Raw genomic sequence first — 24,511 nt, forward strand, 5'->3', positions numbered from 1 at the left:
CGTTGACCAGTACGGGAGGGTCCACTGAAGAGTGGACGCAAGGCATCAGCAAGCAAAAGGGTTCCCCTGCCGCACCACTTGGAGGGCGTACCGTGCACCGCCGGCACAACGGGCTCAGGACCGCCGTACTCCTCGGGGGACTGTCCGCACTCATCATCGTCATCGGCAGCTTCTTCGGGCGTACCGGCCTCGTCGTCGCGCTGTTCATCGCGATCGGGACGAACGCGTACGCGTACTGGAACAGCGACAAACTGGCTCTACGCGCGATGCGCGCACGCCCGGTGAGCGAATTCGAGGCCCCGGCCCTGTACCGCATCGTCCGGGAGCTCTCGACCCAGGCCCGCCAGCCCATGCCGCGCCTGTACATCTCACCGACGGAAGCGCCGAACGCGTTCGCGACGGGGCGCAACCCGCGCAACGCGGCGGTGTGCTGCACCGAAGGAATCCTGCGCATCCTGGACGAACGCGAGCTGCGCGGCGTCATCGGCCACGAGCTCAGCCATGTCTACAACCGAGACATCCTGATCTCGTCGGTCGCGGGCGCCCTCGCCTCCGTGATCATGTTCCTGGTGAATTTCGCCTGGCTGATCCCGGTAGGCCGTTCGAACGACGACGAGGGTCCCGGCGTCCTCGGCTTGCTGCTGATCATGATCCTGGGTCCGCTCGCCGCGTCCCTCATCCAGCTGGCCATCAGCCGCTCCAGGGAGTACGAGGCGGACGCGTCCGGCGCCCAGCTCACCGGCGACCCCCTCGCCCTCGCCAGTGCCCTGCGCAAGCTCGACGCGGGCACCAAACAACTGCCGTTGCCCCCCGAGCCGCGCATCGAGACCGCTAGCCACATGATGATCGCCAACCCCTTTCGCCCGGGCCAGGGAATGTCGAAGATGTTCTCCACGCACCCGCCGATGGCGGAGCGCATTGCCCGGCTCGAGCAGATGGCAGGTCGCCAGCAATGAAGACAATCCTGAACGTCATTTGGCTCGTCCTGAGCGGCTTTTGGCTGTTCCTCGGCTACTTGGCTGCCGGCGTGCTGCTGTGCATCACCATTATCGGCATCCCGTTCGGCATCGCGGCCTTCCGTATCGGCGTCTACGCCCTGTGGCCCTTCGGCTATACGACGGTGGAGCGCCGCGACGCGGGCGCACCCTCCTGCGTCGGCAACGTCCTGTGGCTGGTCCTCGCGGGCTGGTGGCTCGCCCTCGCCCACATCGTGACCGGCATCCTCCTGTGCATCACGATCATCGGCATCCCATTCGGCATCGCCAACTTCAAGCTCATCCCGGTCTCGTTGCTTCCGCTGGGCCGCGAAATCGTCCGCACGGACGAGCCGTTCGCCACGCGCTGACGAGGCGGCGCGGGGGTGCAGAATCCGAAGTACGCCGTGGCGGCGTACAGCAACAGGGGCGTCGGCGAGTCGATATGGGCCCTGTGCAAGGACGCCACTGACGAGCTCTACGTCGATCCGCTCCCTCCGCCGCGCGTCCGGTACGAACTCCTCGGCTGCGCACCCCGGGGCGAGCTGGCCGGGGCCATGGAGCGGGCCCGCACCACGGGCTCCGCTCCGTTGGGCGGCCTATTGGTGCGGACCCTCGACGCCACACACACCCCGGTCGGGGAGGAATGGCCACTGGAGTACGCAAGGGTCCTCGGTGATCGCCCGTGCCCGCTCGACCCGACGCTGCGCGACATCACCGTCGAGGTGTCGGCGGTCCCGGACACCCAGGCCGAACACCCCCAGCGGCCGTTACCTTCCACGGGACACCGACTCCTGGGCGCGGACGGCGAGGCGTGGGGCCATTGCAGGGACCTCGGCCAAGTCCCCGTCGAATTCCTCGAACCGGCCGAGCCGCCGGTGCGCCTGCTCGGCTGCTCCCCGCGCGGATCCCTGCGCGACGCGCTCGAAGCGGGCGACGAGGACCTGGGGCATGCTCGCGTGCTGCGCCTCAACCGGGTCGGCCGGACGGTCGGCTCCGTACTCGAAGGCGAGATCATCGCGTGGATCCCCTCCGCGCACGGCCGGGGCCTGGTCGATCTCACCCTTGACCCCTGGTCGCGGCGGCTTCCCACAGCAGCTCGGGAGGCGTGGGACGTGTGGTGGCACGAACGCCAGTCCGAGCCGAACAGCTGGGTCCGATGCAGCCCACAGGGGCGCGAGTTCTGGCTCGACCGAGCCCGGGAAGGAACGAATCCGTACGGGCCCGACCCAGAGCCCGGCTCCACCTACCACCTCGACGGCCGCCACGTCACCGACGTGCCGGCCTTCCACTGTGCGCTGGGCGAGGCGGTGAACGGCCCCGGCGGCTACTTCGGCCACGACCTGACCACCGTCGCCGACCGCCTGCGAGACGGCTACGGCGCCGCGCCGCCCTTCACCCTCGTGTGGCACGACGCCGACGTCGCCCGCACCTGCCTCGGCGTGACACCGTGCCGCGACCGCAGACCCCCGACATTCGAGGAACTCCTCGCCTTCCTCACCGAGAACGGCGTCGACGTACGCATCGCCTGATGGGTTATCCACAGGCCGCCCGATTGTCAGTGGCGCGCTGCATCATGAATCCATGACCGAAATCGAGCAGTTGCTGGCACGGGTCGGTACGGAGGCCCGTAACACCCGCCCGTGGGGCTGGCCTTCGCTCCCCGAGCCCGTGGACGCGGCGGCGGTCGCCCGCGCCGAAGCCGTCCTGGGGTTCACCCTGCCGCCGCTGCTCGCCGCGCTCTACCTGCGGATAGGGGACGGCGGCTTCGGTCCGGAGTACGGCCTGTTGCCGCTGCTCGACGGTCCCCCGTCAGGCGAGCCCGCCGCCGTCCCGCAGTACCTCGCCCACCGGGAGAGCGGCCGCCAGGACCCCGACTGGCCCTGACCGGAGGGCGTTCTGCCGATATCCCACTGGGGCTGCGGTATGTACGCGTGCGTGGACTGCCGCAGCCCCCGGGGCACGGTCCTGCTCTACGAGCCGAACGCCGACGAGGCCGACCACGCCTGGTACGTGGACGCACCCGACCTGGAGGCGTGGCTGGGCACCTGGCTGGAGGGCTCCGGCTGGTACGAGGAGTCCAACGACGACACGGACTTGGCCCCCTGGCCCGACTTCCGCATACGCACGGCGACGGCACAGACCTCGTAGCGACCCGCCCACCACCGCGGCCCCGCCGGTGGCTACCGCGAGGCCGCCCACACCCTCACGCCGTACGCCGCCGCCCCCACAGCCAGCACTGCCGCGCCCACGACCACCGAATCCGCCGGCAGCGCGAACGCCAGGGTCACACATCCGACGAGTCCCACCACCGGCACCACCCGCGCCGCCGGAGCGGGACTCAGCGTCCAGGCCGACGCGTTGGCCACGGCGTAGTACGCCAGTACACCGAAGGAGGAGAACCCGATCGCGCCCCGCACATCCACCCTCGCGGCCAGCGCGGCGACCACCGCGCCCACGGCCAGCTCCGCCCGGTGCGGCACCTGGAAACGCGGATGTACGGCGGCCAGGGAGCTCGGCAGATGACCGTCGCGGGCCATGGCCAGCGTCGTGCGTGAGACGCCCAGGATCAGGGCGAGGAGCGAGCCGAGCGCGGCCACGGTCGCACCCACCCGCACCACCGGCACGAGCCCCGGCACACCGGCCGCCCGCACAGCGTCGGCCAGTGGCGCCGAGGCGCGCCCGAGCCCGTCCGGCCCCAGCACCGAAAGGACCGCCACCGCGACCGCCGCGTACACGAGGAGCGTGACACCCAGAGCCGTCGGGATCGCGCGTGGAATGGTGCGCGCCGGATCCCGTACCTCCTCACCGAGCGTCGCGATCCGCGCGTACCCGGCGAACGCGAAGAACAGCAGCCCCGCCGCCTGGAGCACCCCGCCCGCGCCACCGGAGACCCCGACGTCCAGCCGCCCAGCGTCGGAGGCGTCCGAACCGAGACACACGACCACCACGGAAGCGAGGACCGCGAGGACCACCGAAACGATCACCCGGGTCAGCCAGGCGGACTTCTGCATGCCGCCGTAGTTCACCGCGGTGAGCACCACCACGGCCCCGACCGCCACCGCGTGCGCCTGCCCCGGCCAGACGTACGCGCCCACGGTGAGCGCCATCGCCGCACAGGAAGCCGTCTTCCCGACGACGAACGACCAGCCCGCCAGATACCCCCAGAAGGCGCCGAGACGCTCACGCCCGTATACATATGTGCCACCGGAGGCCGGATACAGAGCGGCCAGCCGTGCGGAGGACATCGCATTGCAGTACGCGACCACGGCCGCGACCGCGAGCCCGAGGAGCAGACCGGACCCGGCCGCCCGCGCCGCGGGGCCCAGCGCCGCGAAGATCCCGGCACCCACCATCGACCCGAGCCCGATGACCACGGCGTCCCCGACGCCCAGGGTGCGCCGCAACTCGGATCCGGACTGTGTCATGGGCGGCACCCTACTGATCGCTGCAACCGACCGCCGCCGACGAGACGTCCTTGCCGACGACGCGCCAGGAACACCAGCACGACACCGGCTGCTCGAACTCGAAGGCATGACACAGCAGGTCCGGAGCAGGATCACAGCACAGGGACAGCGCGGAGAGGCAGGTTCAGGGCATGGGCATCATCAGCTGGATCATTCTGGGACTGTTGGCCGGGGCCATCGCCAAATTCCTGCTGCCGGGCCGTGACCCGGGCGGCTTCATCGGCACGACCGTCATCGGCATCGCGGGCGCCTTCATCGGCGGCTGGATCTCCGCGCGGTGGCTGGACCACCCGATCGCCAAGCAGTTCTACGACGGGGCCACGTGGGCCGCCGCGATCGGCGGCTCGCTCGTCCTGCTCATCCTCTACCGCATCCTGTTCGGCGACTCGCGCCGTTGAGCGCGCGCCCCGAGGCCGCAGCCAGCAGGCGAGAAGGGTGGGCACCTCCGGGGCCCACCCTTCCTCGTACGCGCAACTTCGCTCGTACGCGCAATGAACCACCGGCCGAAGCCGGTTGACGGCCGACGGCTACCGGTAGTTCACGTACTGCAGCGCGAAGTCGAAGTCCTTGCCCTTGAGCAGCGCCTGCACGGCCTGCAGGTCGTCACGGCTCTTGGAGCTGACGCGCAGCTCGTCGCCCTGCACCTGCGCCTTCACGCCCTTCGGGCCCTCGTCGCGAATGATCTTCGCCACCTTCTTCGCGTTCTCCTGGGAGATGCCCTCCTCGATGGACGCGAAGATCTTGTACTCCTTGCCGGAGAGCTGGGGCTCGCCCGCGTCCAGCGCCTTCAGCGAGATACCGCGCTTGACCAGCTTGGTCTCGAACACATCGAGGATGGCCTTGACCCGCTCCTCGGAGTTCGCCTCCATCAGGATCTTCTCGCCGGACCAGGAGATGGAGGCGCCCACGTTCTTGAAGTCGTAGCGCTGCGAGATTTCCTTGGCGGCCTGGTTGAGGGCGTTGTCGACCTCCTGCCGCTCGACCTTCGAGACGATGTCGAAACTGGAGTCGGCCATGTCCTGTGGCTCCTTGTATCGGGGTGCGTAGGGGCGGCCGTCGAACCCGGCGTAGGTCCCCGGCCGCATCCGCATAAGCCTAGCCACCCCCTCCCCTCCAAGCGCAGATCAATCGGGTGGCGAAGCACCCCCGAGCATCAGGTATCGTTTACGTCGTTGCCAGGGAGCACCGCCGAAAAGCGGTCCTCAAGGCAGCAACCCCGGCGGTGTGCCCGAGCGGCCAAAGGGAGCAGACTGTAAATCTGCCGGCTCAGCCTTCCCAGGTTCGAATCCTGGCGCCGCCACATGAAGGTAGACCCCCTCCGATCTGCGGAAACGTAGATCGGAGGGGGTCTCTTCGTTATCGAACGCGATCTTTCGGTCAGAATCGAAACGGGGTGACTTGTCTCACCCCGTCTCGCCCGGATCCCACTCCTGATCAGCCTGCCCGTCCCCCAGGCATCCCCCGGGGGACGGGCGGACGGTCGCTCCGGCTCGTTCCACCCGCGCAGGGCAGCTTCTATCCGCCGGTTGGCTCTCTCCTGGGTCGGAGCTCGGCCAGAGGAGACCCCGGCATGACGCAGGTCGTAGGGCCGCCGTGCGTGCGGGGAAGCGGCCTCAGCCGCGCTGATCACTTTTTCCCGAGCTTTTGCCCGGACCTCCCCGTACCGGTTTCTTGCCGCAGGCCCCCGCGGCTGGTCCGAAACGGCCGCAGGTCAGTCATCCCATACCGGGGGACGTAAATCCGGTGGACAGGGGCAGCTCTTGAGAACCGTCGTGGTGCGAGTCGGTGTGGGTTCAGATTCCACACCCGCCGTCAGGTGGACGGCCCCTGACCGAGTGGGACAGTCAGAGGCCGTGGTGTTGTCCGAGCGGGATTCCCCTACTGCTCGTAAGGGTTGAAGCACTTGAGCGCGGCCCAGCCGTAGATGACCTTGTGGTCCTTGCGCACCACCTTGCCGTAGATCCAGGCCTTGTCCACCTTGATGTCCTTGTAGCCCTTGTAGTCCACCTTCGTGCCGTTCATGAGGTCGCCCTTGTAAGCGACGCCAGTGACCTTCGCGCTGGTGTTGGAGTTCGCTCGTATGTTGACCGAGCTGCACGTGGCCTTCAGCTTCCAAGTGGAAGCTGCCGACGCGGACTCGGCACTCAGTCCGAGCGCCCCTATCGCGAGGGCGGAAGCGCTCAGAACCGCCACCAGTGACTTCTTCAGCATTGCTGTGCTCCTTATCGACTATCGGCTCCGACTGTCCACAGCAAGCACAGCCGACCGTGTCCGGCTGTCCGCGTGGACAGACGCGACTGTCTAGTAAACCCCCGCGAGCTGGCGGGATTTCGACAGGTCCTCGACGATCCTTCGATAGATCGTCAACGGCCTGACTCCTGCTTTGCTCGGTCAGGTCCCGTGGCAGCAAACGTAGTTGGCGATGGGTACGCGTTACGCGGGCGGGGTCTCAGGGCCGGCGGCCCGTCATCCGTGCTGCCGCGGCGATCGTCGAGTGGGTCTCGCGGAAGGGAGACGGCAGCGTCTGGGGCTGGGGAGGAAACGTAAGACCTCACGGACAGTGGGACGCTCCTGCGTTGAGTAGCGAACGGGGCGGCGCTGCTGTGCGGCCCCGAGACTCGTTTGCGTGTTTGCCGGACGGCCGCTCGTTGAAAGGGCCCCCTAACGTCGGCTGGAGTTAGCGGCCGACTCCGAGACGCGGGATTCTGGTGATACGCCGGCCGCGGAGCTTCGAACAAATGCGGGCTGGAGCGCATCTCACGCTTCGTGAAGCCCAGCTCAGGCTCATACGGCCATCAGCGCGACGGGTACCCGTCGCGTCTTCCGGAAGGAGGCCGGGCGATGAATGTCCCTTCGTACCGTGACCGTAGAAGCGCGACAGCACCACCGCGGCTCCCCGGCCGGGCCACGACCGCACGCAGACTGAGCACCGCTGCCGCTGTGGCGGCGATGCTTCTGGCGGGCTGTGGCACGACCCCCAAGGCGTCCCCGCACTCCAGTGGCCCCGACGTGTCCCTCGCCCCGCCCGTCACGCGTTCCCCCTCCTCTTCGTCCCTCGCTCCGGCCCTCACCACCGCCGCCACCGCGTGCACCAACAGCACGAAGCTGGCCGGGTGGTCGAACCGCCGGCTGGCCATGCTGACCATCGCCGTCCCGGTGTCGGAGACCTCGGTGGCCGGCGTCACCTCCGAGGTGAGCGCCGGTGCGGGCGGGGTGCTTCTGTTCGGCAGCAAGGCGCCGTCCGACCTCGGCTCGCGGCTGACCGCCCTGAAGTCCCACGTACCCGGACACCTGGGCCTGCTGGTGATGACCGACGAGGAGGGCGGCGGCATCCAGCGCATGTCGAACCTCGTCGGGTCCCTGCCCTGGCCCGCGTACATGGGCGCACACTGGACCCCGGCCCAGATCCAGCAGAACGTCACCAAGGTCGCCACCAAGATGGCGGCCGCCCAGGTGAACATGGACCTCGCGCCGGTGGTCGACGTCGACGGCAGAAACGTGGCCCCCAGCCGGACCAACCCCGACGGATGGCGGTCCTTCAGCGGCAACACCGCGGTGGTCTCCAAGGCCGGTGTCGCGTACGTGAACGGGTTGCGCGCCGGAGGCGTGATACCCGTCGTCAAGCACTTCCCGGGCCTTGGCGGCTCCAGCTACAACTCCGACTTCGGCCCCGCCCGCACCCTGCCCTGGTCCACCCTGCAAAAGGTGGGCATCCCGCCGTTCACAGCGGCCATCAAGGCCGGTGCCCCGGCCATCATGGTCTCCAACAACATCGTGCCGGGCCTGGGCACCAATCCGGCGAGCCTGTCACCCACCGTCATCAGCTCCGAGCTGCGCGGCAAGCTGGGATTCAAGGGGCTGGTGGTCACCGACTCGCTCAGCGCGAAGGCGATCTCCGCCGCCGGCTTCAGCATCCCCGCCGCCGCCGTCCAGGCCCTGCGCTCTGGTGCCGACATGGTCATGTTCGATCTGGGGGGCAATGTCAGCTCCCAGACGTCCTCGATCGCCTCGGCGATCACCAATGCGGTGGGCGGCGGACACCTCGCCCGCAGCCGCCTCATCGACGCGGCAGGGCACGTTCTGGCCGTCCGGCACGTGAATCTCTGCTCCTGAGCGTGAGTGGACGCAGACCTTGCCCAGTCAGGGCTCCTGAGCGCGAGTGGACACAGACCTTGCCCAGTCAGGCCGGCCACGCCTCTCAACACCCGTAGGTCAGGCCGGCGAAGCGAGTGCACCGGTACGCATGCGTTGCTCGACCATCAGCCTTGACGTGACCGCGCCACGGCCCTACTGTCGCGACACCAAGTGTTCATGTTGACATATGAAGTTCATGTACGTGAACACGCTGTGCTGAGAAATACGCGCGCCCGCCAACCGAGCCCACCGAGCCGACAGGAAGGCACCCCCCATGCGCATGCGTACGCTGCTCACCTCCCTGGCCACCGCCACCGCCGTCACCGGCGGCCTGGCCCTTGTGGCTCCCGCCGCGCCGGCCAGTTCACTTTCCGCCGCCGCTTCCGCCGCCGCGGGCGTGGCCGGCGCACCCAGCGGCCAGCGCAGTACCAACGTCGTTTCCTCACCCATGGCGGACCCGTCCGTCGCGCCCGGTGGGAATTTCGACCTGTCGGTATGGCAGCTTCAGGAGCCGGTGGGCTCCCCCGGCTCACCGACGACGATCCCGTCCTCCCGGCTTCAGGGGGCCAACGGGTTCCAGGACTCGTACTTCTACACGGACACCCGTGACGGCGCGATGACCTTCTGGGCGCCGGAGAAGGGCGTCACCACACCGAACTCGAACTACGCCCGCTCCGAACTGCGGGAGATGAACCGCAACGGCACCGCCGCCAACTGGTCGCTCAGCGGCACGCATCAAATGAAGGCGACGCTGCGGGTCGTGTCCGTCACATCGAACGTCTGTGTAGGACAGATCCACCTCGGCACAGGAGGCTCGTCCACCAAACCGCTGCTGGAGCTGTACTACCGGTCGAGCGGTGACATCGTCCTCGGCACGGAGAACTCGCCCTCCGGAGGGCAGACACTGCACACCGTCGGCCACGTATCGGTCGGCAAGACATGGTACTACACGATCGCAGTCTCGGGCGGGCACACCATCGACCTGACGGTCAACGGGAGCACCACGCACTACGCCATCCCGTCGTCGTTCGACGCCTACAAGCAGTACTTCAAGGCAGGCTCGTACAACCAGTCGTCCTCCGACAGCACCACCAAGGGCGCTCGGGTCGCCTTCTACGGCCTCACCGTCTCTCACGGTTGAGCGCAACGTTTCCGCAGGTCACGGGGCTAGATCATGCTGACATGCCATCGCCGTGAGGCCATAGGTTCGGGTGCTGTCGGTGCGGCTGCTGCCCGCCGGGCAGACTGATCTCATGTCATCGCGTCGTAGGAACTGCCCCGAGTGCCGTCGGGAGATCGCCATCGTCGCGGGACGGTTCGCCCGGCATGATCCGCCTGGTGTGCGGGGGAGCGGGGAGCTGGTCTCGTGTCCCGGGTCGCGTCGGCCGGCGCAGCTGGGGGCGGCCCAGCCGACGTTGGACGGGTACTCCGTGCCCGACTTTCCCGGGCAGCTTCCGTTGTTCTGAGCGGGCCGGCGGATGGCACGCTCCGGTCCGGTCCGGCACGCTCCGGTCCGGTCCGGCACGCTCCGGTCCGGTCCGGTCCGGGCGGTGGCTAGTTCCCCGCGACCGATTTGACCGCCACCGAAATCGGTGTCGAGCCGCCGATCAACTCCAGGGTCAGCCCGGCCGTCGCAGGAGTCTCCACCAGCTCCGCCAGGACCGCGGCGACGTCGTCCCGTGGGATCGCTCCGCGGCCGGTCGAGGCCTCCAGGCGTACGAGTCCGGTGCCGGCGTCGTTGATCAGCGATCCGGGGCGCAGGATCGTCCAGTCCAAAGACGTACGACCGCGTACGTACTCGTCGGCCTCGCCCTTGGCGCGCAGATACAGGTCGAAGACGTCGTCGCCCGGGTGCGCCGGGTCCGCGCCCATGGACGACACGACGACGTGGCGTCGCACGCCCGTTCGTTCCGCGGCGTCGGCGAACAGGACGGCGGCGCCCTTGTCCACCGTCTCCTTGCGGGCCGGACCGCTGCCCGGGCCCGCGCCCGCCGCGAAGACGGCCGCGTCCGCGCCCTGCAGATGGGCGGCGACCTCCTCCACCGAAGCCGACTCCAGATCGCAGAGGACCGGCTCGGCACCGGCCGCCCGCAGATCGTCGCCCTGCTCGGCGCGGCGGATGATCCCCGCGACCTCGTCACCGCGCGCGGCGAGCAGGCGCTCCAGCCGCAGCGCGATCTGACCATGACCTCCAGCGATGACAATGCGCATGTTTCCGACCGTACGCCCGGATGGACCCGTTCGCCGCACGACCCTGTGGACAACTCAGGGGTCTCTTGAGTTGTCCACAGGGGCGCGCGGCGGCGGAGGCCGTCATGCACTCGGCCCGCGTGGTGAACAGGGGGCGCTCGGGGGGTGGTTGCAGCCGTGCGTGCACAACGTGTGGGGTCGTGGACGGCAGTTGTGGCTAGGAAGGCTCTCCGCGTCCCTGTCGGGGCAGGTCCAGCCCCACCGCTGCCGCCGAGTTGCAGTACTCCCGCACCGCGCTGGTCCGCGCCACCACGCGCCCCCGGTGCACCACGATCCGGCTGTACGCGAGCGACAGCGCCCCTGCCAGGCGGTTCCCGCGCACCGCGAGCAACTCGGCCGGGAAACCGGCTTCCACGCGTACCTCGGGCAGTCCGAGGGCAGCCCGCGCGCCGGAGCTCACGGCGTCGTACGCGTCCTCGGGGCGCTGACCGTGCCGTGAGGCCAGCAGGTACGCGGCCTCCAGGGGGTCGCCGCGGCCCACCGGGTTCGATACGTCCCGCAGGGCGCCGCTGCCCGCGGCGATCCGTACCCCGGCCGCCCGCAGCATCCGTACCGGAGCCGTTCCGCGCCGGTCCACGCCTCCGCAGCCGCCCTGCGGCAGGCACACCACGGTCACGCCCGCCGCGGCGAGTTGGTCGGCCGCCCGGGAGGCCACCTCGGACGGCAGTCGGCCGAGGCCGCCGCACGGGCCGAGCGTCACTCCGGACCGCAGTCCGCCCGCCATTGCCGCGAGCCGGGCGAGCCGGGCGGGATCGGAGGCGTCCGTGTGCAGGTCGACCGGGCAGCCGTGTTCCGAGGCGAGTTCCAGGACCGCCTCCACGTACCCCGTCGGATCCGGGTCGGCGTCCGGGCAGCCGCCCACCACCGAAGCGCCCATCTTCACGGCGTCCTGCAGTATCGCGAGCCCGTCGGCACCGGCGACCCCGGTGAGCACCCGCGGCATCGCCACCGCCGTCAGCTCGGCCAGCCCGCGCAGCGCCCGCCGCGCCTGGAGCACCGCCGCCAGCGCGTCGAGGCCCTGTACGTCGCCGACGCGCACGTGCGAGCGCAACGCCGTCGCCCCGTGCCCGAGTTGCAGCAACGCGGCCTCGGTGGCCCGGCGCTGGACCTCCTGGGTGTCGTACGAGAGGGGGCCGTCGCCGTCGGCCGTCAGGGCCGTGTCGCCGTGTGCGTGAGGCTCGGCGGGGGCCGGCAGGAGCAGGTAGCCGTCGAGGTCCACCTTCGCGGCGCGCGAGCCGGAGGCGGGTGTCGCCAGGCTCCCGGCGGTGCCGACCGCCTCGATGCGCCCGCCGCCCAGCCGCACGTCCACAGTCCGGCCGTCGGTGAGCCGCGCCCCGCGCAGCAGCAGGGTGGCGGTGTCGGCCTGTCCCCACGAGGAGTGGGGTGGCTGCGGCTGGCTGTCGGGCATCGCGCTCCTGGGGCTCGGGGGCGGCTGCTGGGAGGGGCGACTGGGGAGGTGGGCGCTTTCGCGGTGGGGGGGTGTGGGGGTGGCGGGAGGTGATGGGGTGGAGGAGTGGGGCGACGTCGTGGGGCGACGTCATGGGGAGTGAGGGGCAAGATCACGCAGCGTGAGTCGAGCCTAGGGTGGCGAGCCCTTCTCGTCCGGGAGGAGCGCAATAGTCGTACCGGTGTGGTCCGTGCACGGACAGAAAGCGGGAGATGAGAGCCGGGCGCGCGGGGCGGCCGGACGGAGTCGCTGGTCAGCCGGGCCGTGAGGCCGGGACCGGGGGCTGTCGGCCGGGCGGTGTGTCCGTGATTCGTGGGGCGGGAGCGGCCGGAGTCGCGGCCGTGACGCACCGTGCGTGAGGGGCCGGAAGAGCGGCGGGGAACGGCCGGGAACGGGCCGGGGAGGGTGCCGCGAAACGGATTTGGGCGATCGGCGGGCGAGCGTGTAATGTCTTCATCGCTCGCCCCAATAGCTCAGTCGGTAGAGCGTCTCCATGGTAAGGAGAAGGTCTACGGTTCGATTCCGTATTGGGGCTCTGGTGTGAGAGGTTCCCGTCGCAAGACGGGGGCCAATCGCATCACAGCGGTGTAGCTCAGTCGGTAGAGCAAGCGGCTCATAATCGCTGTGTCACCGGTTCAAGTCCGGTCACCGCTACAGACAGTAGCCGATTGTGGGGTCGGTCCTTCGATCGGCTACTCTTCTATGCGTTAATGTCCCATCCGTTCGTCAAGGAGCACTCCTGTGGCTGCCACCGACGTCCGCCCGAAGATCACGCTGGCCTGCGTGGAGTGCAAGGAGCGGAACTACATCACCAAGAAGAACCGGCGTAACGACCCGGACCGACTGGAGATGAAGAAGCACTGCCCGCGTTGCAACGCGCACACCGCGCACCGCGAAACGCGATAAATCAGGCTCGTACACGAGGCCGTCCCCAGTAACGGGGGCGGCCTCGCGTCGTTCACCGGCGGAGTGCCGACGTGCGAGTGGTCGTCGAGCAGTCGCCGACAGTCCTCGTACGGGCATCGGTCCGAGAATCGCTGCACCGGCTGAAAACCAGGAGGTACCGAGCCCATGGCGCTCGAGCAGTCCTTCGTGGGGCGGTCCTACCCGCCCACCGACCCCTATGAGGTCGGTCGCGAGAAGATCCGCGAGTTCGCGGAGGCCGTGGGGGACACCAACCCGGCGTACACGGACCCGGAGGCCGCCAAGGCGCTCGGGTACTCCGATGTGATCGCCCCGCCGACCTTTGTGTTCGCGATCACCTTCAAGGCCGCGGGGCAGGTCGTCCAGGACCCCCAACTGGGTCTCGACTACAGCCGGGTGGTGCATGGTGACCAGAAGTTCGCCTACACCCGTCCGGTGCGTGCGGGCGACCGGCTCACGGTCACCTCGACCATCGAGGCGATCAAGTCCATGGCGGGCAACGACATCGTGGACATCCGTGGTGAGGTCCATGACGAGGCGGGCGAGCACGTGGTGACGGCCGTCACCAAGCTCGTGGCTCGCGCGGCGGAGAAGGGCTGACCATGACGGCGAAGATCGCGTATGACGACGTCGAGATCGGTGCCGAGCTGCCGGCCCGGACCTTCCCCGTGACACGCGCCACACTCGTGCAGTACGCGGGCGCCTCCGGGGACTTCAATCCCATCCACTGGAACGAGAAGTTCGCGGTCGAGGTCGGTCTCCCCGACGTCATCGCGCACGGCATGTTCACCATGGCCGAGGCGATCCGCGTCGTCACCGACTGGGCGGGTGATCCGGGTGCGGTCGTCGAGTACGGCGTCCGCTTCACCAAGCCCGTCGTCGTCCCCAACGACGACAAGGGGGCGACCATCGAGGTCAGCGGCAAGGTCGCGGCCAAGCTGGACGACAACACCGTCCGCGTCGACCTCACCGCGATGAGCGCGGGGCAGAAGGTCCTGGGCATGTCGCGAGCGGTCGTTCGACTGGCCTGATGGCCGTCATGAGGAGCGATGGGTGAGCGGGTAAGGGGCGCCGGCCACTGTCGGCGCCCCTTACATGTCCTCTGGCCGCGCCTGGCCGCACCCGGCCGTATCCGGTTCGTCCGTTTGCGGTCCGGTGGTTTGCGGGTGACTGCGGTCTGTCTGCTGTAGCGGTTGTCTGCAGGCGCCCGTGGTTCGTCCGTCCGCGGTCCGGCTGTTCACGGTCCGTCCGCTCCGGCCCGCTGTGTGGTGGGTCGGGGCCGTGCCGGTACGTCGAGCCCGTCGCCGCCGGATCAGACGTGGGCCGGGCAAGCGAGCCGCTGCTCGATCCGAACGTAAGCGACGGGCTTGCGACGTACCGGCACGGCCCGTCCGTGGGTGCGCGGCTGCCGGTTGTGGGGCGTGCGCATCGCTCGAAGCCGCTCCCGCCTACCGCTCGACGTACCGGCACGGCCCCTCGCGTGCGTGTGCGGCCGCAGGTCGTCGCGGCTGCCGGTTGTGGGGCGTGCGCATCGCTCGAAGCCGCTCCCGCCTACCGCTTGACTTAGTTAGTGATTGGGCACTAACTTAGTCGCATGGTCAGGATGAGCGCAGACGAGAGGCGCGAGAGCGTCATCCGCGCGGCGATCGTGGAGTTCGCCCGGGGTGGTTACTACGGCACGTCCACCGAGGTGATCGCCAAGCGCGTCGGCGTCTCGCAGCCGTATCTCTTCCGGCTCTTCCCCGACAAGCGGGCGATCTTCCTCGCGGCGGCGCATCGCTGCATGGAGGACGCCGTCCGCACCTTCGGGGAGGCCGCGAAGGGTCTGGAGGGTGAAGATGCCCTGCATTCCATGGCGAACGCGTACACCAAGGCGATCGCGGAGCACCCCGAGCAACTGCTGATGCAGATGCAGATGTACGTCGTGACCGCGGCCGCGGAGCAGGCCGGCGATCGCGAGCTCGGTGAGGCCGTACGGGCCGACTGGATGCGGCTGTGGGAGACCGTCCACCTGCCGCTCGGCGCCGACCTGAACGAGACGACGGGCTTCATGGCGTACGGGATGCTCATCAACTGCCTGGTGGCCATGGGTTTTCCGCCCGAGCACAGGGTCTGGGAAGGGCTCTATCCGTCGGCGCGGCCCAGTGGCCGGCTGGAGAAGTAGGTAGGGGAAGCGGGTGGGGGAGGCGGATGTCGGCGCCTTTTTCTGGTCGCGAAAGTTAGTCAGTAATAACTAACCATAGGGAACGATCGCCCTTAGGGGGAGCGATGTCACAGCAGACCGCACGTCGCGGGGGAGCCACCTGGGCCCTCATCATCACCAGCGTCGCCGGATTCATGGCGGCTCTCGACAATCTCGTCGTCACCACCGCACTGCCCTCCATCCGCAGGGATCTCGGCGGAGCGCTGGACGACCTGGAATGGACCGTGAGCGCCTACACGCTCACCTTCGCCGTCCTGCTGATGTTCGGTGCGGCGCTCGGCGACCGGTTCGGCCGTCGTCGGCTCTTCCTCGTCGGTCTCTCCGTCTTCACCGGCGCCTCGGCGGCCGCCGCCATGGCGCCCGGCCTCGACTCGCTGATCGCCGCCCGCGCGGTCCAGGGCGTCGGCGCGGCGATCATGATGCCGCTCACGCTCACCCTGCTGACGGCCGCGGTGCCGGCCGCCAAGCGCGGCATGGCGTACGGGATCTGGGGCGCCGTGAACGGACTCGCGGTCGCCTCCGGGCCCCTCATCGGCGGCAGCCTCACCGAACACGTGTCCTGGCACTGGATCTTCTGGCTGAACGTGCCGCTGGGCCTCGCGCTGCTGCCCCTCGCCCGACTGCGGCTGGCCGAGTCCCACGGCACCGGCGCCCCGCTCGACATCACCGGCACCCTGCTCGTCAGCGGCGGTCTCTTCGGGATCGTGTACGGCCTGGTCCGCGGGCCCGCCGAGGGCTGGGCCAGCCCGATCGTCCTGACCGGTCTGCTCGCGGGCGCCGCACTGCTCACCGGCTTCGTCTTCCACGGCATCCGCGCCAAGAACCCGATGCTGCCGATGCGGCTCTTCCGCTCTCGTGCCTTCGCCGGGATCAACGCCGCGAGCCTGCTGATGTTCCTCGGGATGTTCGGCTCGATCTTCCTGCTCAGCCAGTACATGCAGGGCGTCCTCGGCTACTCGCCCACCCAGGCCGGCCTGCGGATGCTGCCCTGGACCGGGATGCCGATGCTCGTCGCGCCGATCGCCGGGTACCTCTCCGACCGCATCGGCGGGCGTCCCGTGGTCGCCACCGGGCTCTTCCTGCAGGCCGCCGGGCTCGCGTACTACGCCTCCGTGGTCGCCGCCCACGCCTCGTACGCCGCGCAGCTGCCCGCCCTGATCGTCAGCGGCATCGGAATGTCCCTGTACTTCGCCCCGGCCTCCAACCTGGTCATGTCCAGCGTCCGTCCGCAGGAGCAGGGCATCGCCTCCGGAGCCAACAACGCGCTGCGTGAGGTGGGTGGCGCGCTCGGTATCGCGGTGATGTCCTCGATCTTCTCCGCGCAGGGCGGCTACGGGACCGCTCAGACCTTCGTGGACGGCCTGCGGCCCGCGCTCGTGGTGGGCTCCGCGGTGGTCGCCCTGGCGGGTGTCGCGGTGCTGCTCATCCCGACGGCGCGGCGTGCGGCTCAGGCCCGGGTCGTCGCCTCCGAGTCGCCCCAGGGGCAGGATCTGGCCCAGGTGCCGGTTCTGGAAACCGCCTCGCGCTGAGGGGATGGAATCCGCCTCGCGGTGAGCGGGAGGGAAACCGCCCGCCGGGGGAGGGTCCAGGATCCAAACCCTTGATTGGTCCCTACGTGAACACACAGAAGCGGCCCCGCCTCGACCGGCGGGGCCCTTCTCGTACTCTTGAGCCCGTGCAGGAACTCCACGACGCCCCGCTCGCCCCGCTGACCACCTTCCGGCTGGGGGGTCCCGCGACCCGGCTGATCACCGCCACGACCGACGCCGAGGTGATCGCCGCCGTCCGAGAGGCCGACGACACCGGTACGCCGCTGCTGATCATCGGCGGCGGATCGAACCTGGTCATCGGCGACAAGGGCTTCGCCGGGACCGCCCTGCGCATCGCGACCACCGGCTTCGCCCTCGAAGGTACGAGGCTGGAGCTGGCGGCGGGCGAGGTGTGGACCGACGCGGTCGCCCGCACCGTCGAGGCCGGGCTCGCCGGCGTCGAGTGCCTCGCCGGGATCCCCGGCTCCGCAGGCGCGACCCCGATCCAGAACGTGGGCGCGTACGGCCAGGAAGTGTCGTCCACCATCACCGAAGTGATCGCGTACGACCGTAGGGCGCGTGAGACGGTCACCCTGGCCAACGCCGACTGCGCCTTCTCGTACCGCCACAGTCGCTTCAAGGCGGACCCCGAGCGGTACGTCGTGCTGCGCGTCAGGTTCGAGCTGGAGGACGCGGACGGGCTGTCGGCGCCGATCAAGTACGCCGAGACGGCACGCTCCCTCGGGGTCGAGCCCGGTGACCGGGTGCCGCTCGCCGCCGCCCGCGAGACCGTCCTGAAGCTGCGCTCCGGCAAGGGCATGGTGCTCGACCCCGAGGACCACGACACCTGGTCGGCCGGGTCGTTCTTCACCAACCCGATCCTCACCGACGAGGATTTCGCCGCGTTCCACGCGCGCGTGGCGGAGCGGCTGGGCGCCGAGGTCGTGCCGCCCGCGTACCCGGCGGGGGAGGGCCGCACCAAGACCTCCGCGGCCTGGCTGATCGACAAGTCCGGCTTCACCAAGGGCTACGGCTCCGGACCCGCCCGGATTTCCACCAAGCACACCCTGGCCCTCACCAACCGGGGCCTGGCCACCACCGAGGACCTCCTCGCGCTGGCCCGCGAGGTCGTCGCCGGCGTCCGCGACGCCTTCGGGATCACCCTGGTCAACGAGCCGGTGACGGTGGGCGTGGAGCTCTAGACAGAGTTCAGGGCAGAGTTCGAGGTGGAGCTCTGGAAGGTGATTCGCACACACGGCGGGGTCGCTCGGCGGAGTCCTAGTACGCGACTCCGACGCCCTGCTTCACCGTCCCCGGGTCGTCGATCATCGCCAGCATCGCGTGCGCCACGTCGGCGCGTCCGATGAACCGGCCCTTGAGCGGGAAGCCCCCGACGACCGTCCGGTACGAGCCGGTCACCGGCTTGTTCTGCAGCCGCGGCGGGCGTACGACCGTCCAGTCGGTCGCACTCCGGGCCAGTTCGCCCTCCATGGCCGCCAGGTCGGCGTAGACGTCCTTCAGGATCAGCGAGACCAGACCCCGCGCGGCACGGTCGGCGAACGGCGCGCCCTCGGGGTCGGGACCGACCGGCCCCGCGCTCACCACCAGCAGCCGGCGCACCCCCTCGGCCTCCATGGCGCCCAGCACCGTACGGGTGAGCCGGGTCGCGATCCCGGCGTCCTTGCGGGTGCGGGCGCCGAGCCCGGAGAGAACGGCGTCCCGGCCCGTGACCGCGGGGCGCAGCGCCTGCGGGTCAGTGAGGTCCGCGCGGAACACCTCCAGGCCCGCACCCGTGACGGTCAGCCGCGTCGGATCCCGTACGACGGCCGTGACCTGGTGGCCGGAGTCCAGCGCCTGCCGGACGATCTCCTGGCCGATGCCGCCGGTGGCACCGAAGACGGTGAATTTCATGACGTGATCCCCCCTGGGTGGATCTGGTGGGTGAGCATTCACTCACCACTGCTTGCTCCTAGAGTGGGTAAGCACTCACCCACCCGTCAAGGCCGAACAGGGGTGACCATGGAATCCTTGGGGCCCATGCAGCAGAAACCGGCCCGGATCCGCATCCTCGACGCGGCGCACGAGCTCATGCTCACCATCGGCCTCGCCCGCGCCACGACCAAGGAGATCGCCAAGGCCGCGGGCTGCTCGGAGGCGGCGCTCTACAAGTACTTCCCGAGCAAGGAGGAACTGTTCGTCAAGGTGCTCAAGGAACGCCTGCCCCAGCTGACCCCGCTGCTGGCCGGCCTCGCGGCCGAGCCGGGCCGGGGCACCCTCCTGGAGAACCTCACCGGGATCGCCCGTCAGGCGGCCCTCTTCTATGAGCAGAGTTTTCCGATCGCCGCCTCCTTGTACGCGGAGACGCAACTCAAGCGCCGGCACGAGGAGTCGATGCGCTCCATGGGATCGGGCCCCCACATGCCCATCCGGGGCCTCGACGCCTATCTCCGCGCCGAACAGGGCGCGGGCCGGGTCCGCGCCGGGGTCGACACCTACGCGGCGGCCTCGCTCCTGCTGGGCGCCTGCGCCCAGCGGGCCTTCGCCTACGACTCCACGGAGGAGGGCAAGCCGCCGCCCGTGGACGAGTTCGCCTCGTCCATCGCCCGCACGCTGCTGGGCGGAATCTCCGTTGCGGACGAGTCGTCGTGACGGTCACCCTGGTGCGATGAGACCAGCCCCCACGGCCGTGCGGCACTCCCCGTGCGGCTGAGCGTCACGGAGTTCACGCCGCGCGTCGGCCCGCGCGCCTACCGGGTCGTCCAGCCGCGTCCGCCGTTGCGGCACACCACGCTCAGTGACCCCTTCGAAGGCTGGGGCTACCTCGTGGGCGACCATGACGGACTCGCCCGGCTCGCCGCGCTCTTCTCGTTCGCCGCGTTCTCCCGGCACACGATCGTGTACGTCCCGCTGCGGCGGAGCATCCCCAGGGCCCACGCGCCCGGGGTGCCGGTCGACCTCGTCCTCGCCCACCGGTCGCCGGGCCTGCGGGCCTCCGCCTGGCCCGAGCTGCGCCGTCGGCTGCGGGAGGGCACCCCGCTCACCGTGCGCACGAACGAGGAGCGCACCGCCGCCCACGCGGCCGCCTGGGAGGCGCGCTGGGAGCAGCGCTGGGACCGCCTCGACGCGCGGGACCGGATCCATCCGGCCGTACACGCGGGGACGCTCTTCCTCCTCGGGGCCCGGGACACCTTCGCCTCGGCGGCCACGCACCTGGAGGTGGCGGCCGGGTTCGGGCCGCGGGGGAAGCGGGCCGCCAAGGGGCATGACGTGCTCGTCGCCTCCCTGACCCCGCACCTGCCGCTGTCCCGGGGCCGCCATGTCGAGCTGGACATCGGCTTCCAGGCGTATCCGCCCTACACCCACTTCAGGCGACCGGGGCGGCCAGCCAGTCGTCGATGCCTGACAGCAGCTTCTCCTTGACGTCCTTGGGGGCCGCCGTGGCCCGCACCGACTGGCGTGCCAGCTCGGCCAGTTCCGCGTCCGTGAAGCCGTGGTGGTGGCGTGCCAGCTCGTACTGGGCGGCGAGCCGGGAGCCGAACAGCAGGGGGTCGTCGGCGCCGAGGGCCATCGGGACGCCGGCCTCGAAGAGGGTGCGCAGGGGGACGTCCTCGGCCTTCTCGTAGACCCCCAGGGCGACGTTCGACGCCGGGCACACCTCGCAGGTGATGCCGCGGTCCGCGAGCCGCTTCAGCAGTCGTGGGTCCTCGGCGGCGCGCACACCGTGCCCGATCCGGGTGGCGTGCAGGTCGTCCAGGCAGTCGCGGACCGACGCCGGGCCGGTCAGCTCGCCGCCGTGCGGCGCGGACAGCAGCCCGCCGTCCCGCGCGATCGCGAAGGCCCGGTCGAAGTCCCGCGCCATGCCCCGCCGCTCGTCGTTGGAGAGCCCGAAGCCGACGACGCCGCGGTCCGCGTAGCGCACGGCGAGCCGGGCCAGGGTGCGGGCGTCCAGCGGGTGCTTCATGCGGTTCGCGGCCACCAGGACGCGCATCCCGAGCCCGGTCTCCCGCACGGCCGAGTCCACCGCGTCCAGGATGATCTCCAGCGCCGGGATGAGCCCGCCCAGCCGGGGCGCGTACGAGGTCGGGTCGACCTGGATCTCCAGCCAGCCGGAGCCGTCCTTGATGTCCTCCTCGGCGGCCTCGCGCACCAGGCGCTGGATGTCCTCGGGCTCTCTGAGACAGGACCGCGCCGCGTCGTACAGCCGCTGGAAGCGGAACCAGCCGCGCTCGTCGGTCGCCCGCAGCCTGGGCGGTTCGCCGCTGGTCAGGGCTTCGGTGAGGGCTTCGGGCAGCCGGACGCCGTACTTGTCGGCCAGTTCCAGCACGGTGGTGGGCCGCATCGAACCGGTGAAGTGCAGGTGCAGATGGGCTTTCGGCAGTTCAGAGAGATCACGTACGCGCTCCATCCCAGGATCCTGCCGTACGTTCCCGCCGTGCCGGTAGCGCTTTCCCCGTTAGTGGTCTTGCTCGCACGAAGAAGCGGGCCGCCTCCCCGGAGGGAAACGGCCCGCACACACGCGTGGAGCGCGAAAACGTCAGTCCCGTGCCTCGGCCAGGAGCTTCTGGATCCGGCTGACGCCCTCGACGAGATCCTCGTCACCCAGGGCGTACGACAGACGCAGGTACCCCGGGGTGCCGAAGGCCTCACCCGGGACGACCGCGACCTCGGCCTCCTCCAGGATGAGCGCGGCCAGCTCGACCGTGTCCTTGGGGCGCTTGCCGCGGATCTCCTTGCCGACGAGGGCCTTGACCGAGGGGTACGCGTAGAAGGCGCCCTCGGGCTCGGGGCAAAGCACGCCGTCGATCTCGTTGAGCATCCGCACGATGGTCTTGCGGCGGCGGTCGAAGGCCTCGCGCATCTCGGCGACGGCCGTCAGATCGCCGGAGACGGCGGCGAGGGCGGCGACCTGGGCGACGTTGGACACGTTCGAGGTGGCGTGCGACTGGAGGTTGGTCGCGGCCTTGACGACGTCCTTCGGGCCGATGAGCCAGCCCACGCGCCAGCCGGTCATGGCGTACGTCTTCGCGACGCCGTTCACGACGATGCACTTGTCGGCGAGCTCGGGGACGACCACCGGGAGGGAGTGGAATTCCGCGTCCCCGTAGACCAGGTGCTCGTAGATCTCGTCCGTCAGGACCCACAGGCCCTTCTCGGCGGCCCAGCGGCCGATCTCCTCGATCTGCTCGCGGCTGTAGACCGCGCCCGTCGGGTTGGACGGGGAGACGAAGAGCAGCACCTTGGTGTTCTCGGTGCGGGCGGCCTCCAGCTGCTCGACCGAGACGCGGTAGCCGGTGGTCTCGTCGGCGACGACCTCGACCGGGACACCGCCGGCGAGACGGATCGACTCCGGGTACGTCGTCCAGTACGGCGCCGGGACGATGACCTCGTCGCCCGGGTCGAGGATCGCGGCGAAGGCCTCGTAGATGGCCTGCTTGCCACCGTTGGTGACCAGGACCTGGGCGGCCTCCACCTCGTAGCCGGAGTCACGCAGGGTCTTCGCGGCGATCGCGGCCTTCAGCTCGGGCAGGCCGCCGGCCGGCGTGTAGCGGTGGTACTTCGGGTTGGAGCACGCCTCGATGGCGGCCTGGACGATGTAGTCCGGGGTCGGGAAGTCGGGCTCACCGGCGCCGAAGCCGATCACCGGGCGCCCGGCGGCCTTCAGGGCCTTCGCCTTGGCATCCACGGCGAGGGTGGCGGACTCGGAGATCGCGCCGACTCGGGCGGAGACCCGGCGCTCGGTGGGAGGGGTTGCAGGGCTCATGGCCCCCATCGTTTCAGACCGGAAACTTCCCCGGCACGCGGGTTTCACGGACTGAACAACAAGAGAACAACCGTCCGTATCCGGACCCCTCGCCGGTCGATCTTCGGCGGACAAAGCCCGTACGGACACTTTCTGTTCGACGACCGGCCCCGGACCACGTACACTCTCACCTCGTTGGCCTTCAGCGGTCGCACTCATCCGATGCACACCGAGCATCCGGGTGGATGCGGTACGTTGGGGGAAACAAAGGGTCGTAGCTCAATTGGTAGAGCACTGGTCTCCAAAACCAGCGGTTGGGGGTTCAAGTCCCTCCGGCCCTGCTACACACACCTTCGCCAGGATGTGTGCGCATGTACGTACCGCAATGCACCGCCGTGCGGCTCAACCGGGCGCGGCACGGCCACGACCCGGAATCAGGTGAGGACGAGTGACGGACGCCGTGGGCTCCATCGACATGCCTGATGCCGAGGCGCCCGAGTCTCAGAAGAAGGCCCGCAAGGGCGGTAAGCGTGCCAAGAAGGGCCCGCTGAAGCGCCTTGCCACTTTCTACCGCCAGATCGTCGCGGAACTCCGCAAGGTCGTCTGGCCGACTCGCAATCAGTTGACGACGTACACCACAGTGGTGATTGTCTTCGTCGTCATCATGATTGGCCTGGTGACCGTGATTGACTATGGGCTCAACCACGCCGCCAAGTACGTCTTCGGCTGAGCCGAGAGCGAAGGGCGCCGTCACCGGCGCCCCTTTCGCGTGTTCCACCCCCATGTATCCAGGAAGAAGCAGCCACCGTGTCTGACCCGAACCTGAACGATGCCAGCGAGTCGGTCGAGTCCGTTGACGACGAGCTCGACATCGTCGAGGGCGCGGACGTCGTGGACGAGTTCGAGGCTGCCGATGCCGCCGCCGGCGAGCCCGCCGAGGAAGCGGCCCTGCACGTCGAGGACGAGTCCGGTGAGGACGTCGAGGACGAGGACGTTCCCGACGAGGCCCTCGCTGAAGACGCCGAGGAAGGCGACGAGGAAGAGGCCGAAGAAGAGGCCGAGCCCGTCGACCCTGTCACCGCACTGCGCGAGGAGCTGCGCACGCTCCCCGGCGAGTGGTACGTCATCCACACGTACGCCGGTTACGAGAACCGCGTGAAGACCAACCTCGAACAGCGCGCCGTCTCGCTGAACGTCGAGGACTTCATCTTCCAGGCCGAGGTGCCGCAGGAAGAAGTCGCGCAGATCAAGAACGGCGAGCGCAAGACGATCAAGCAGAACAAGCTCCCGGGCTACGTCCTGGTCCGCATGGACCTGACGAACGAGTCCTGGGGTGTCGTCCGCAACACTCCCGGTGTCACCGGCTTCGTGGGCAACGCCTACGACCCGTACCCGCTGACGCTGGACGAGATCGTCAAGATGCTCGCCCCGGAGGCCGAGGAGAAGGCCGCCCGTGAGGCCGCCGAGGCCGAGGGCAAGCCCGCTCCCCAGCGCAAGGTCGAGGTCCAGGTGCTGGACTTCGAGGTCGGCGACTCGGTCACCGTCACGGACGGCCCGTTCGCCACGCTGCAGGCGACCATCAACGAGATCAACGCCGACTCCAAGAAGGTCAAGGGCCTGGTGGAGATCTTCGGTCGCGAGACCCCGGTCGAGCTTTCGTTCGACCAGATCCAGAAGAACTGACACCTTCTGGACGTACGTCTTCCGAACAGGTCAGACGGGCTCACGCAGCCCGTCTGACCTGCTCGGTTTTTGGCCGCGCATGGATACCCGTTATCGTTGTGCGGTATGCCTCCATCCGGATGAACCGGGCGGAAGCTGAAAACTCTCACTAGGACCCGGA

At 69.5% G+C, this 24,511-nt stretch carries 25 protein-coding genes, 4 tRNA genes and 1 pseudogene; 22 read left to right on the top strand and 8 right to left on the bottom strand.

Annotation, left to right across the window (positions count from 1 at the left end; translation table 11 throughout):
* Positions 1-92: 92 nt before the first annotated feature.
* From htpX to ACFZDJ_RS32330, 4 genes and pseudogenes are all read left to right on the top strand, one after another.
* Positions 93-956 (top strand): zinc metalloprotease HtpX, encoded by an 864-nt coding sequence (htpX, locus tag ACFZDJ_RS32315; RefSeq protein ID WP_391064099.1) that lies wholly within the window; start codon positions 93-95, stop codon positions 954-956.
* Positions 953-1,345, top strand: coding sequence for a YccF domain-containing protein (locus ACFZDJ_RS32320; protein WP_054228318.1), 393 nt, complete (start codon positions 953-955; stop codon positions 1,343-1,345). The genes htpX and ACFZDJ_RS32320 overlap by 4 nt, the downstream gene beginning before the upstream one ends.
* Before the next feature lie 15 nt (positions 1,346-1,360).
* The gene (locus tag ACFZDJ_RS32325; protein ID WP_391064101.1) at positions 1,361-2,506 is read left to right on the top strand and encodes a barstar family protein; all 1,146 of its coding nucleotides are present in this window, start codon (positions 1,361-1,363) and stop codon (positions 2,504-2,506) included.
* 52 nt (positions 2,507-2,558) lie between these two features.
* Positions 2,559-3,125 (top strand): annotated as a pseudogene (locus tag ACFZDJ_RS32330) (SMI1/KNR4 family protein).
* A gap of 32 nt (positions 3,126-3,157) precedes the next feature.
* On the opposite strand, the gene ACFZDJ_RS32335 reads toward ACFZDJ_RS32330, so the two are convergent.
* On the bottom strand, positions 3,158-4,402 hold the full coding sequence (locus tag ACFZDJ_RS32335) for an amino acid permease (protein ID WP_391064104.1): 1,245 nt from the start codon (positions 4,400-4,402) through the stop codon (positions 3,158-3,160).
* Positions 4,403-4,572: 170 nt separating this feature from the next.
* Between ACFZDJ_RS32335 and ACFZDJ_RS32340 the strand changes: the two genes are divergently transcribed.
* Positions 4,573-4,839, top strand: a complete 267-nt coding sequence (locus ACFZDJ_RS32340) for a GlsB/YeaQ/YmgE family stress response membrane protein (RefSeq protein WP_054228314.1) — start codon at positions 4,573-4,575, stop codon at positions 4,837-4,839.
* Positions 4,840-4,968: 129 nt separating this feature from the next.
* On the opposite strand, the gene ACFZDJ_RS32345 is transcribed toward ACFZDJ_RS32340, so the two are convergent.
* Positions 4,969-5,457 (bottom strand): YajQ family cyclic di-GMP-binding protein, encoded by a 489-nt coding sequence (locus ACFZDJ_RS32345; RefSeq protein ID WP_101403673.1) that lies wholly within the window; start codon positions 5,455-5,457, stop codon positions 4,969-4,971.
* A 202-nt stretch (positions 5,458-5,659) separates the two neighbouring features.
* Between ACFZDJ_RS32345 and ACFZDJ_RS32350 the strand changes: the two genes are divergently transcribed.
* Positions 5,660-5,741 (top strand) — tRNA-Tyr (locus ACFZDJ_RS32350).
* Between the two features lie 578 nt (positions 5,742-6,319).
* Here the strand turns inward: ACFZDJ_RS32350 and ACFZDJ_RS32355 are convergent.
* Positions 6,320-6,652: a hypothetical protein gene (locus ACFZDJ_RS32355; RefSeq protein ID WP_384907030.1), complete on the bottom strand. Its 333-nt coding sequence runs from the start codon at positions 6,650-6,652 to the stop codon at positions 6,320-6,322.
* A 630-nt stretch (positions 6,653-7,282) separates the two neighbouring features.
* Between ACFZDJ_RS32355 and ACFZDJ_RS32360 the strand changes: the two genes are divergently transcribed.
* The 3 genes from ACFZDJ_RS32360 to ACFZDJ_RS32370 all read left to right on the top strand — a co-directional run bounded on the left by ACFZDJ_RS32360 (position 7,283) and on the right by ACFZDJ_RS32370 (position 10,041).
* Positions 7,283-8,554 carry a glycoside hydrolase family 3 N-terminal domain-containing protein gene (locus ACFZDJ_RS32360; protein WP_391064107.1) on the top strand — a complete coding sequence of 424 codons (1,272 nt, stop codon included), beginning with the start codon at positions 7,283-7,285 and terminating at the stop codon, positions 8,552-8,554.
* A gap of 295 nt (positions 8,555-8,849) precedes the next feature.
* Complete coding sequence (locus ACFZDJ_RS32365; protein WP_391064110.1) at positions 8,850-9,716, top strand: polysaccharide lyase family 7 protein; 867 nt, start codon at positions 8,850-8,852, stop codon at positions 9,714-9,716.
* A gap of 112 nt (positions 9,717-9,828) precedes the next feature.
* Positions 9,829-10,041, top strand: coding sequence for a hypothetical protein (locus tag ACFZDJ_RS32370; protein ID WP_168494586.1), 213 nt, complete (start codon positions 9,829-9,831; stop codon positions 10,039-10,041).
* 88 nt (positions 10,042-10,129) lie between these two features.
* Here the strand turns inward: ACFZDJ_RS32370 and ACFZDJ_RS32375 are convergent, their stop codons facing one another.
* Complete coding sequence (locus tag ACFZDJ_RS32375) at positions 10,130-10,786, bottom strand: SDR family oxidoreductase (RefSeq protein WP_168510246.1); 657 nt, start codon at positions 10,784-10,786, stop codon at positions 10,130-10,132.
* Positions 10,787-10,982: 196 nt separating this feature from the next.
* The gene (locus ACFZDJ_RS32380) at positions 10,983-12,233 is read right to left on the bottom strand and encodes a hydrolase (protein ID WP_390934961.1); all 1,251 of its coding nucleotides are present in this window, start codon (positions 12,231-12,233) and stop codon (positions 10,983-10,985) included.
* Between the two features lie 501 nt (positions 12,234-12,734).
* Here ACFZDJ_RS32380 and ACFZDJ_RS32385 point away from each other — a divergent pair.
* From ACFZDJ_RS32385 to ACFZDJ_RS32420, 8 genes are all read left to right on the top strand, one after another.
* Positions 12,735-12,807: transfer RNA gene (locus ACFZDJ_RS32385), tRNA-Thr, on the top strand.
* Positions 12,808-12,853: 46 nt separating this feature from the next.
* A tRNA-Met gene (locus tag ACFZDJ_RS32390) sits at positions 12,854-12,926 on the top strand.
* Between the two features lie 87 nt (positions 12,927-13,013).
* A complete protein-coding gene (rpmG, locus tag ACFZDJ_RS32395) occupies positions 13,014-13,178 on the top strand; it encodes a 50S ribosomal protein L33 (protein WP_004571794.1) in 165 nt (54 codons plus the stop codon).
* Positions 13,179-13,343: 165 nt separating this feature from the next.
* Positions 13,344-13,796: a MaoC family dehydratase N-terminal domain-containing protein gene (locus tag ACFZDJ_RS32400; protein WP_391064114.1), complete on the top strand. Its 453-nt coding sequence runs from the start codon at positions 13,344-13,346 to the stop codon at positions 13,794-13,796.
* Between the two features lie 2 nt (positions 13,797-13,798).
* Positions 13,799-14,227, top strand: a complete 429-nt coding sequence (locus ACFZDJ_RS32405; protein WP_391064117.1) for a MaoC/PaaZ C-terminal domain-containing protein — start codon at positions 13,799-13,801, stop codon at positions 14,225-14,227.
* 563 nt (positions 14,228-14,790) lie between these two features.
* Positions 14,791-15,360 (top strand): TetR family transcriptional regulator, encoded by a 570-nt coding sequence (locus ACFZDJ_RS32410; protein WP_390934966.1) that lies wholly within the window; start codon positions 14,791-14,793, stop codon positions 15,358-15,360.
* Between the two features lie 104 nt (positions 15,361-15,464).
* Positions 15,465-16,928, top strand: coding sequence for a DHA2 family efflux MFS transporter permease subunit (locus tag ACFZDJ_RS32415; protein ID WP_384907013.1), 1,464 nt, complete (start codon positions 15,465-15,467; stop codon positions 16,926-16,928).
* A 146-nt stretch (positions 16,929-17,074) separates the two neighbouring features.
* On the top strand, positions 17,075-18,130 hold the full coding sequence (locus ACFZDJ_RS32420; RefSeq protein WP_390934968.1) for a UDP-N-acetylmuramate dehydrogenase: 1,056 nt from the start codon (positions 17,075-17,077) through the stop codon (positions 18,128-18,130).
* Between the two features lie 76 nt (positions 18,131-18,206).
* On the opposite strand, the gene ACFZDJ_RS32425 is transcribed toward ACFZDJ_RS32420, so the two are convergent.
* Positions 18,207-18,839: an NAD(P)-dependent oxidoreductase gene (locus ACFZDJ_RS32425; RefSeq protein WP_168510258.1), complete on the bottom strand. Its 633-nt coding sequence runs from the start codon at positions 18,837-18,839 to the stop codon at positions 18,207-18,209.
* A 126-nt stretch (positions 18,840-18,965) separates the two neighbouring features.
* Between ACFZDJ_RS32425 and ACFZDJ_RS32430 the strand changes: the two genes are divergently transcribed.
* A complete protein-coding gene (locus ACFZDJ_RS32430) occupies positions 18,966-19,577 on the top strand; it encodes a TetR/AcrR family transcriptional regulator (protein WP_168510260.1) in 612 nt (203 codons plus the stop codon).
* Between the two features lie 51 nt (positions 19,578-19,628).
* Complete coding sequence (locus tag ACFZDJ_RS32435) at positions 19,629-20,348, top strand: hypothetical protein (protein ID WP_391064122.1); 720 nt, start codon at positions 19,629-19,631, stop codon at positions 20,346-20,348.
* On the opposite strand, the gene ACFZDJ_RS32440 is transcribed toward ACFZDJ_RS32435, so the two are convergent.
* Both ACFZDJ_RS32440 and ACFZDJ_RS32445 read right to left on the bottom strand, forming a co-directional pair.
* Positions 20,293-21,333: an adenosine deaminase gene (locus ACFZDJ_RS32440; protein WP_168510264.1), complete on the bottom strand. Its 1,041-nt coding sequence runs from the start codon at positions 21,331-21,333 to the stop codon at positions 20,293-20,295. The two genes, ACFZDJ_RS32435 and ACFZDJ_RS32440, sit on opposite strands and share 56 nt — an antisense overlap.
* A gap of 129 nt (positions 21,334-21,462) precedes the next feature.
* A complete protein-coding gene (locus ACFZDJ_RS32445; protein ID WP_391064125.1) occupies positions 21,463-22,689 on the bottom strand; it encodes an aminotransferase class I/II-fold pyridoxal phosphate-dependent enzyme in 1,227 nt (408 codons plus the stop codon).
* A gap of 247 nt (positions 22,690-22,936) precedes the next feature.
* On the opposite strand from ACFZDJ_RS32445, the gene ACFZDJ_RS32450 reads away from it, so the two are divergent.
* The 3 genes from ACFZDJ_RS32450 to nusG all read left to right on the top strand — a co-directional run bounded on the left by ACFZDJ_RS32450 (position 22,937) and on the right by nusG (position 24,351).
* Positions 22,937-23,009, top strand: a tRNA-Trp gene (locus tag ACFZDJ_RS32450).
* Positions 23,010-23,116: 107 nt separating this feature from the next.
* The gene (gene secE, locus ACFZDJ_RS32455) at positions 23,117-23,398 is read left to right on the top strand and encodes a preprotein translocase subunit SecE (RefSeq protein ID WP_067367170.1); all 282 of its coding nucleotides are present in this window, start codon (positions 23,117-23,119) and stop codon (positions 23,396-23,398) included.
* A gap of 77 nt (positions 23,399-23,475) precedes the next feature.
* Positions 23,476-24,351 carry a transcription termination/antitermination protein NusG gene (nusG, locus tag ACFZDJ_RS32460; protein ID WP_168494601.1) on the top strand — a complete coding sequence of 292 codons (876 nt, stop codon included), beginning with the start codon at positions 23,476-23,478 and terminating at the stop codon, positions 24,349-24,351.
* Positions 24,352-24,511: the final 160 nt, after the last annotated feature.

This window comes from Streptomyces sp. NPDC007896, from assembly GCF_042959425.1.
In the GTDB taxonomy this organism is placed as follows: Bacteria; Actinomycetota; Actinomycetes; order Streptomycetales; family Streptomycetaceae; genus Streptomyces.

Excerpts from the sequence above, each read along its gene's own strand:
- ACFZDJ_RS32320 (WP_054228318.1), top strand. The coding sequence starts at position 953 with ATGAAGACAATCCTGAACGTCATTTGGCTCGTCCTGAGCGGCTTTTGG.
- ACFZDJ_RS32335 (WP_391064104.1), bottom strand. The coding sequence starts at position 4,402 with ATGACACAGTCCGGATCCGAGTTGCGGCGCACCCTGGGCGTCGGGGAC.
- ACFZDJ_RS32340 (WP_054228314.1), top strand. The coding sequence starts at position 4,573 with ATGGGCATCATCAGCTGGATCATTCTGGGACTGTTGGCCGGGGCCATC.
- ACFZDJ_RS32345 (WP_101403673.1), bottom strand. The coding sequence starts at position 5,457 with ATGGCCGACTCCAGTTTCGACATCGTCTCGAAGGTCGAGCGGCAGGAG.
- ACFZDJ_RS32355 (WP_384907030.1), bottom strand. The coding sequence starts at position 6,652 with ATGCTGAAGAAGTCACTGGTGGCGGTTCTGAGCGCTTCCGCCCTCGCG.
- ACFZDJ_RS32360 (WP_391064107.1), top strand. The coding sequence starts at position 7,283 with ATGAATGTCCCTTCGTACCGTGACCGTAGAAGCGCGACAGCACCACCG.
- ACFZDJ_RS32365 (WP_391064110.1), top strand. The coding sequence starts at position 8,850 with ATGCGCATGCGTACGCTGCTCACCTCCCTGGCCACCGCCACCGCCGTC.
- ACFZDJ_RS32370 (WP_168494586.1), top strand. The coding sequence starts at position 9,829 with ATGTCATCGCGTCGTAGGAACTGCCCCGAGTGCCGTCGGGAGATCGCC.
- ACFZDJ_RS32375 (WP_168510246.1), bottom strand. The coding sequence starts at position 10,786 with ATGCGCATTGTCATCGCTGGAGGTCATGGTCAGATCGCGCTGCGGCTG.
- ACFZDJ_RS32380 (WP_390934961.1), bottom strand. The coding sequence starts at position 12,233 with ATGCCCGACAGCCAGCCGCAGCCACCCCACTCCTCGTGGGGACAGGCC.
- ACFZDJ_RS32400 (WP_391064114.1), top strand. The coding sequence starts at position 13,344 with ATGGCGCTCGAGCAGTCCTTCGTGGGGCGGTCCTACCCGCCCACCGAC.
- ACFZDJ_RS32405 (WP_391064117.1), top strand. The coding sequence starts at position 13,799 with ATGACGGCGAAGATCGCGTATGACGACGTCGAGATCGGTGCCGAGCTG.
- ACFZDJ_RS32410 (WP_390934966.1), top strand. The coding sequence starts at position 14,791 with ATGGTCAGGATGAGCGCAGACGAGAGGCGCGAGAGCGTCATCCGCGCG.
- ACFZDJ_RS32415 (WP_384907013.1), top strand. The coding sequence starts at position 15,465 with ATGTCACAGCAGACCGCACGTCGCGGGGGAGCCACCTGGGCCCTCATC.
- ACFZDJ_RS32425 (WP_168510258.1), bottom strand. The coding sequence starts at position 18,839 with ATGAAATTCACCGTCTTCGGTGCCACCGGCGGCATCGGCCAGGAGATC.
- ACFZDJ_RS32430 (WP_168510260.1), top strand. The coding sequence starts at position 18,966 with ATGCAGCAGAAACCGGCCCGGATCCGCATCCTCGACGCGGCGCACGAG.
- ACFZDJ_RS32440 (WP_168510264.1), bottom strand. The coding sequence starts at position 21,333 with ATGGAGCGCGTACGTGATCTCTCTGAACTGCCGAAAGCCCATCTGCAC.
- ACFZDJ_RS32445 (WP_391064125.1), bottom strand. The coding sequence starts at position 22,689 with ATGAGCCCTGCAACCCCTCCCACCGAGCGCCGGGTCTCCGCCCGAGTC.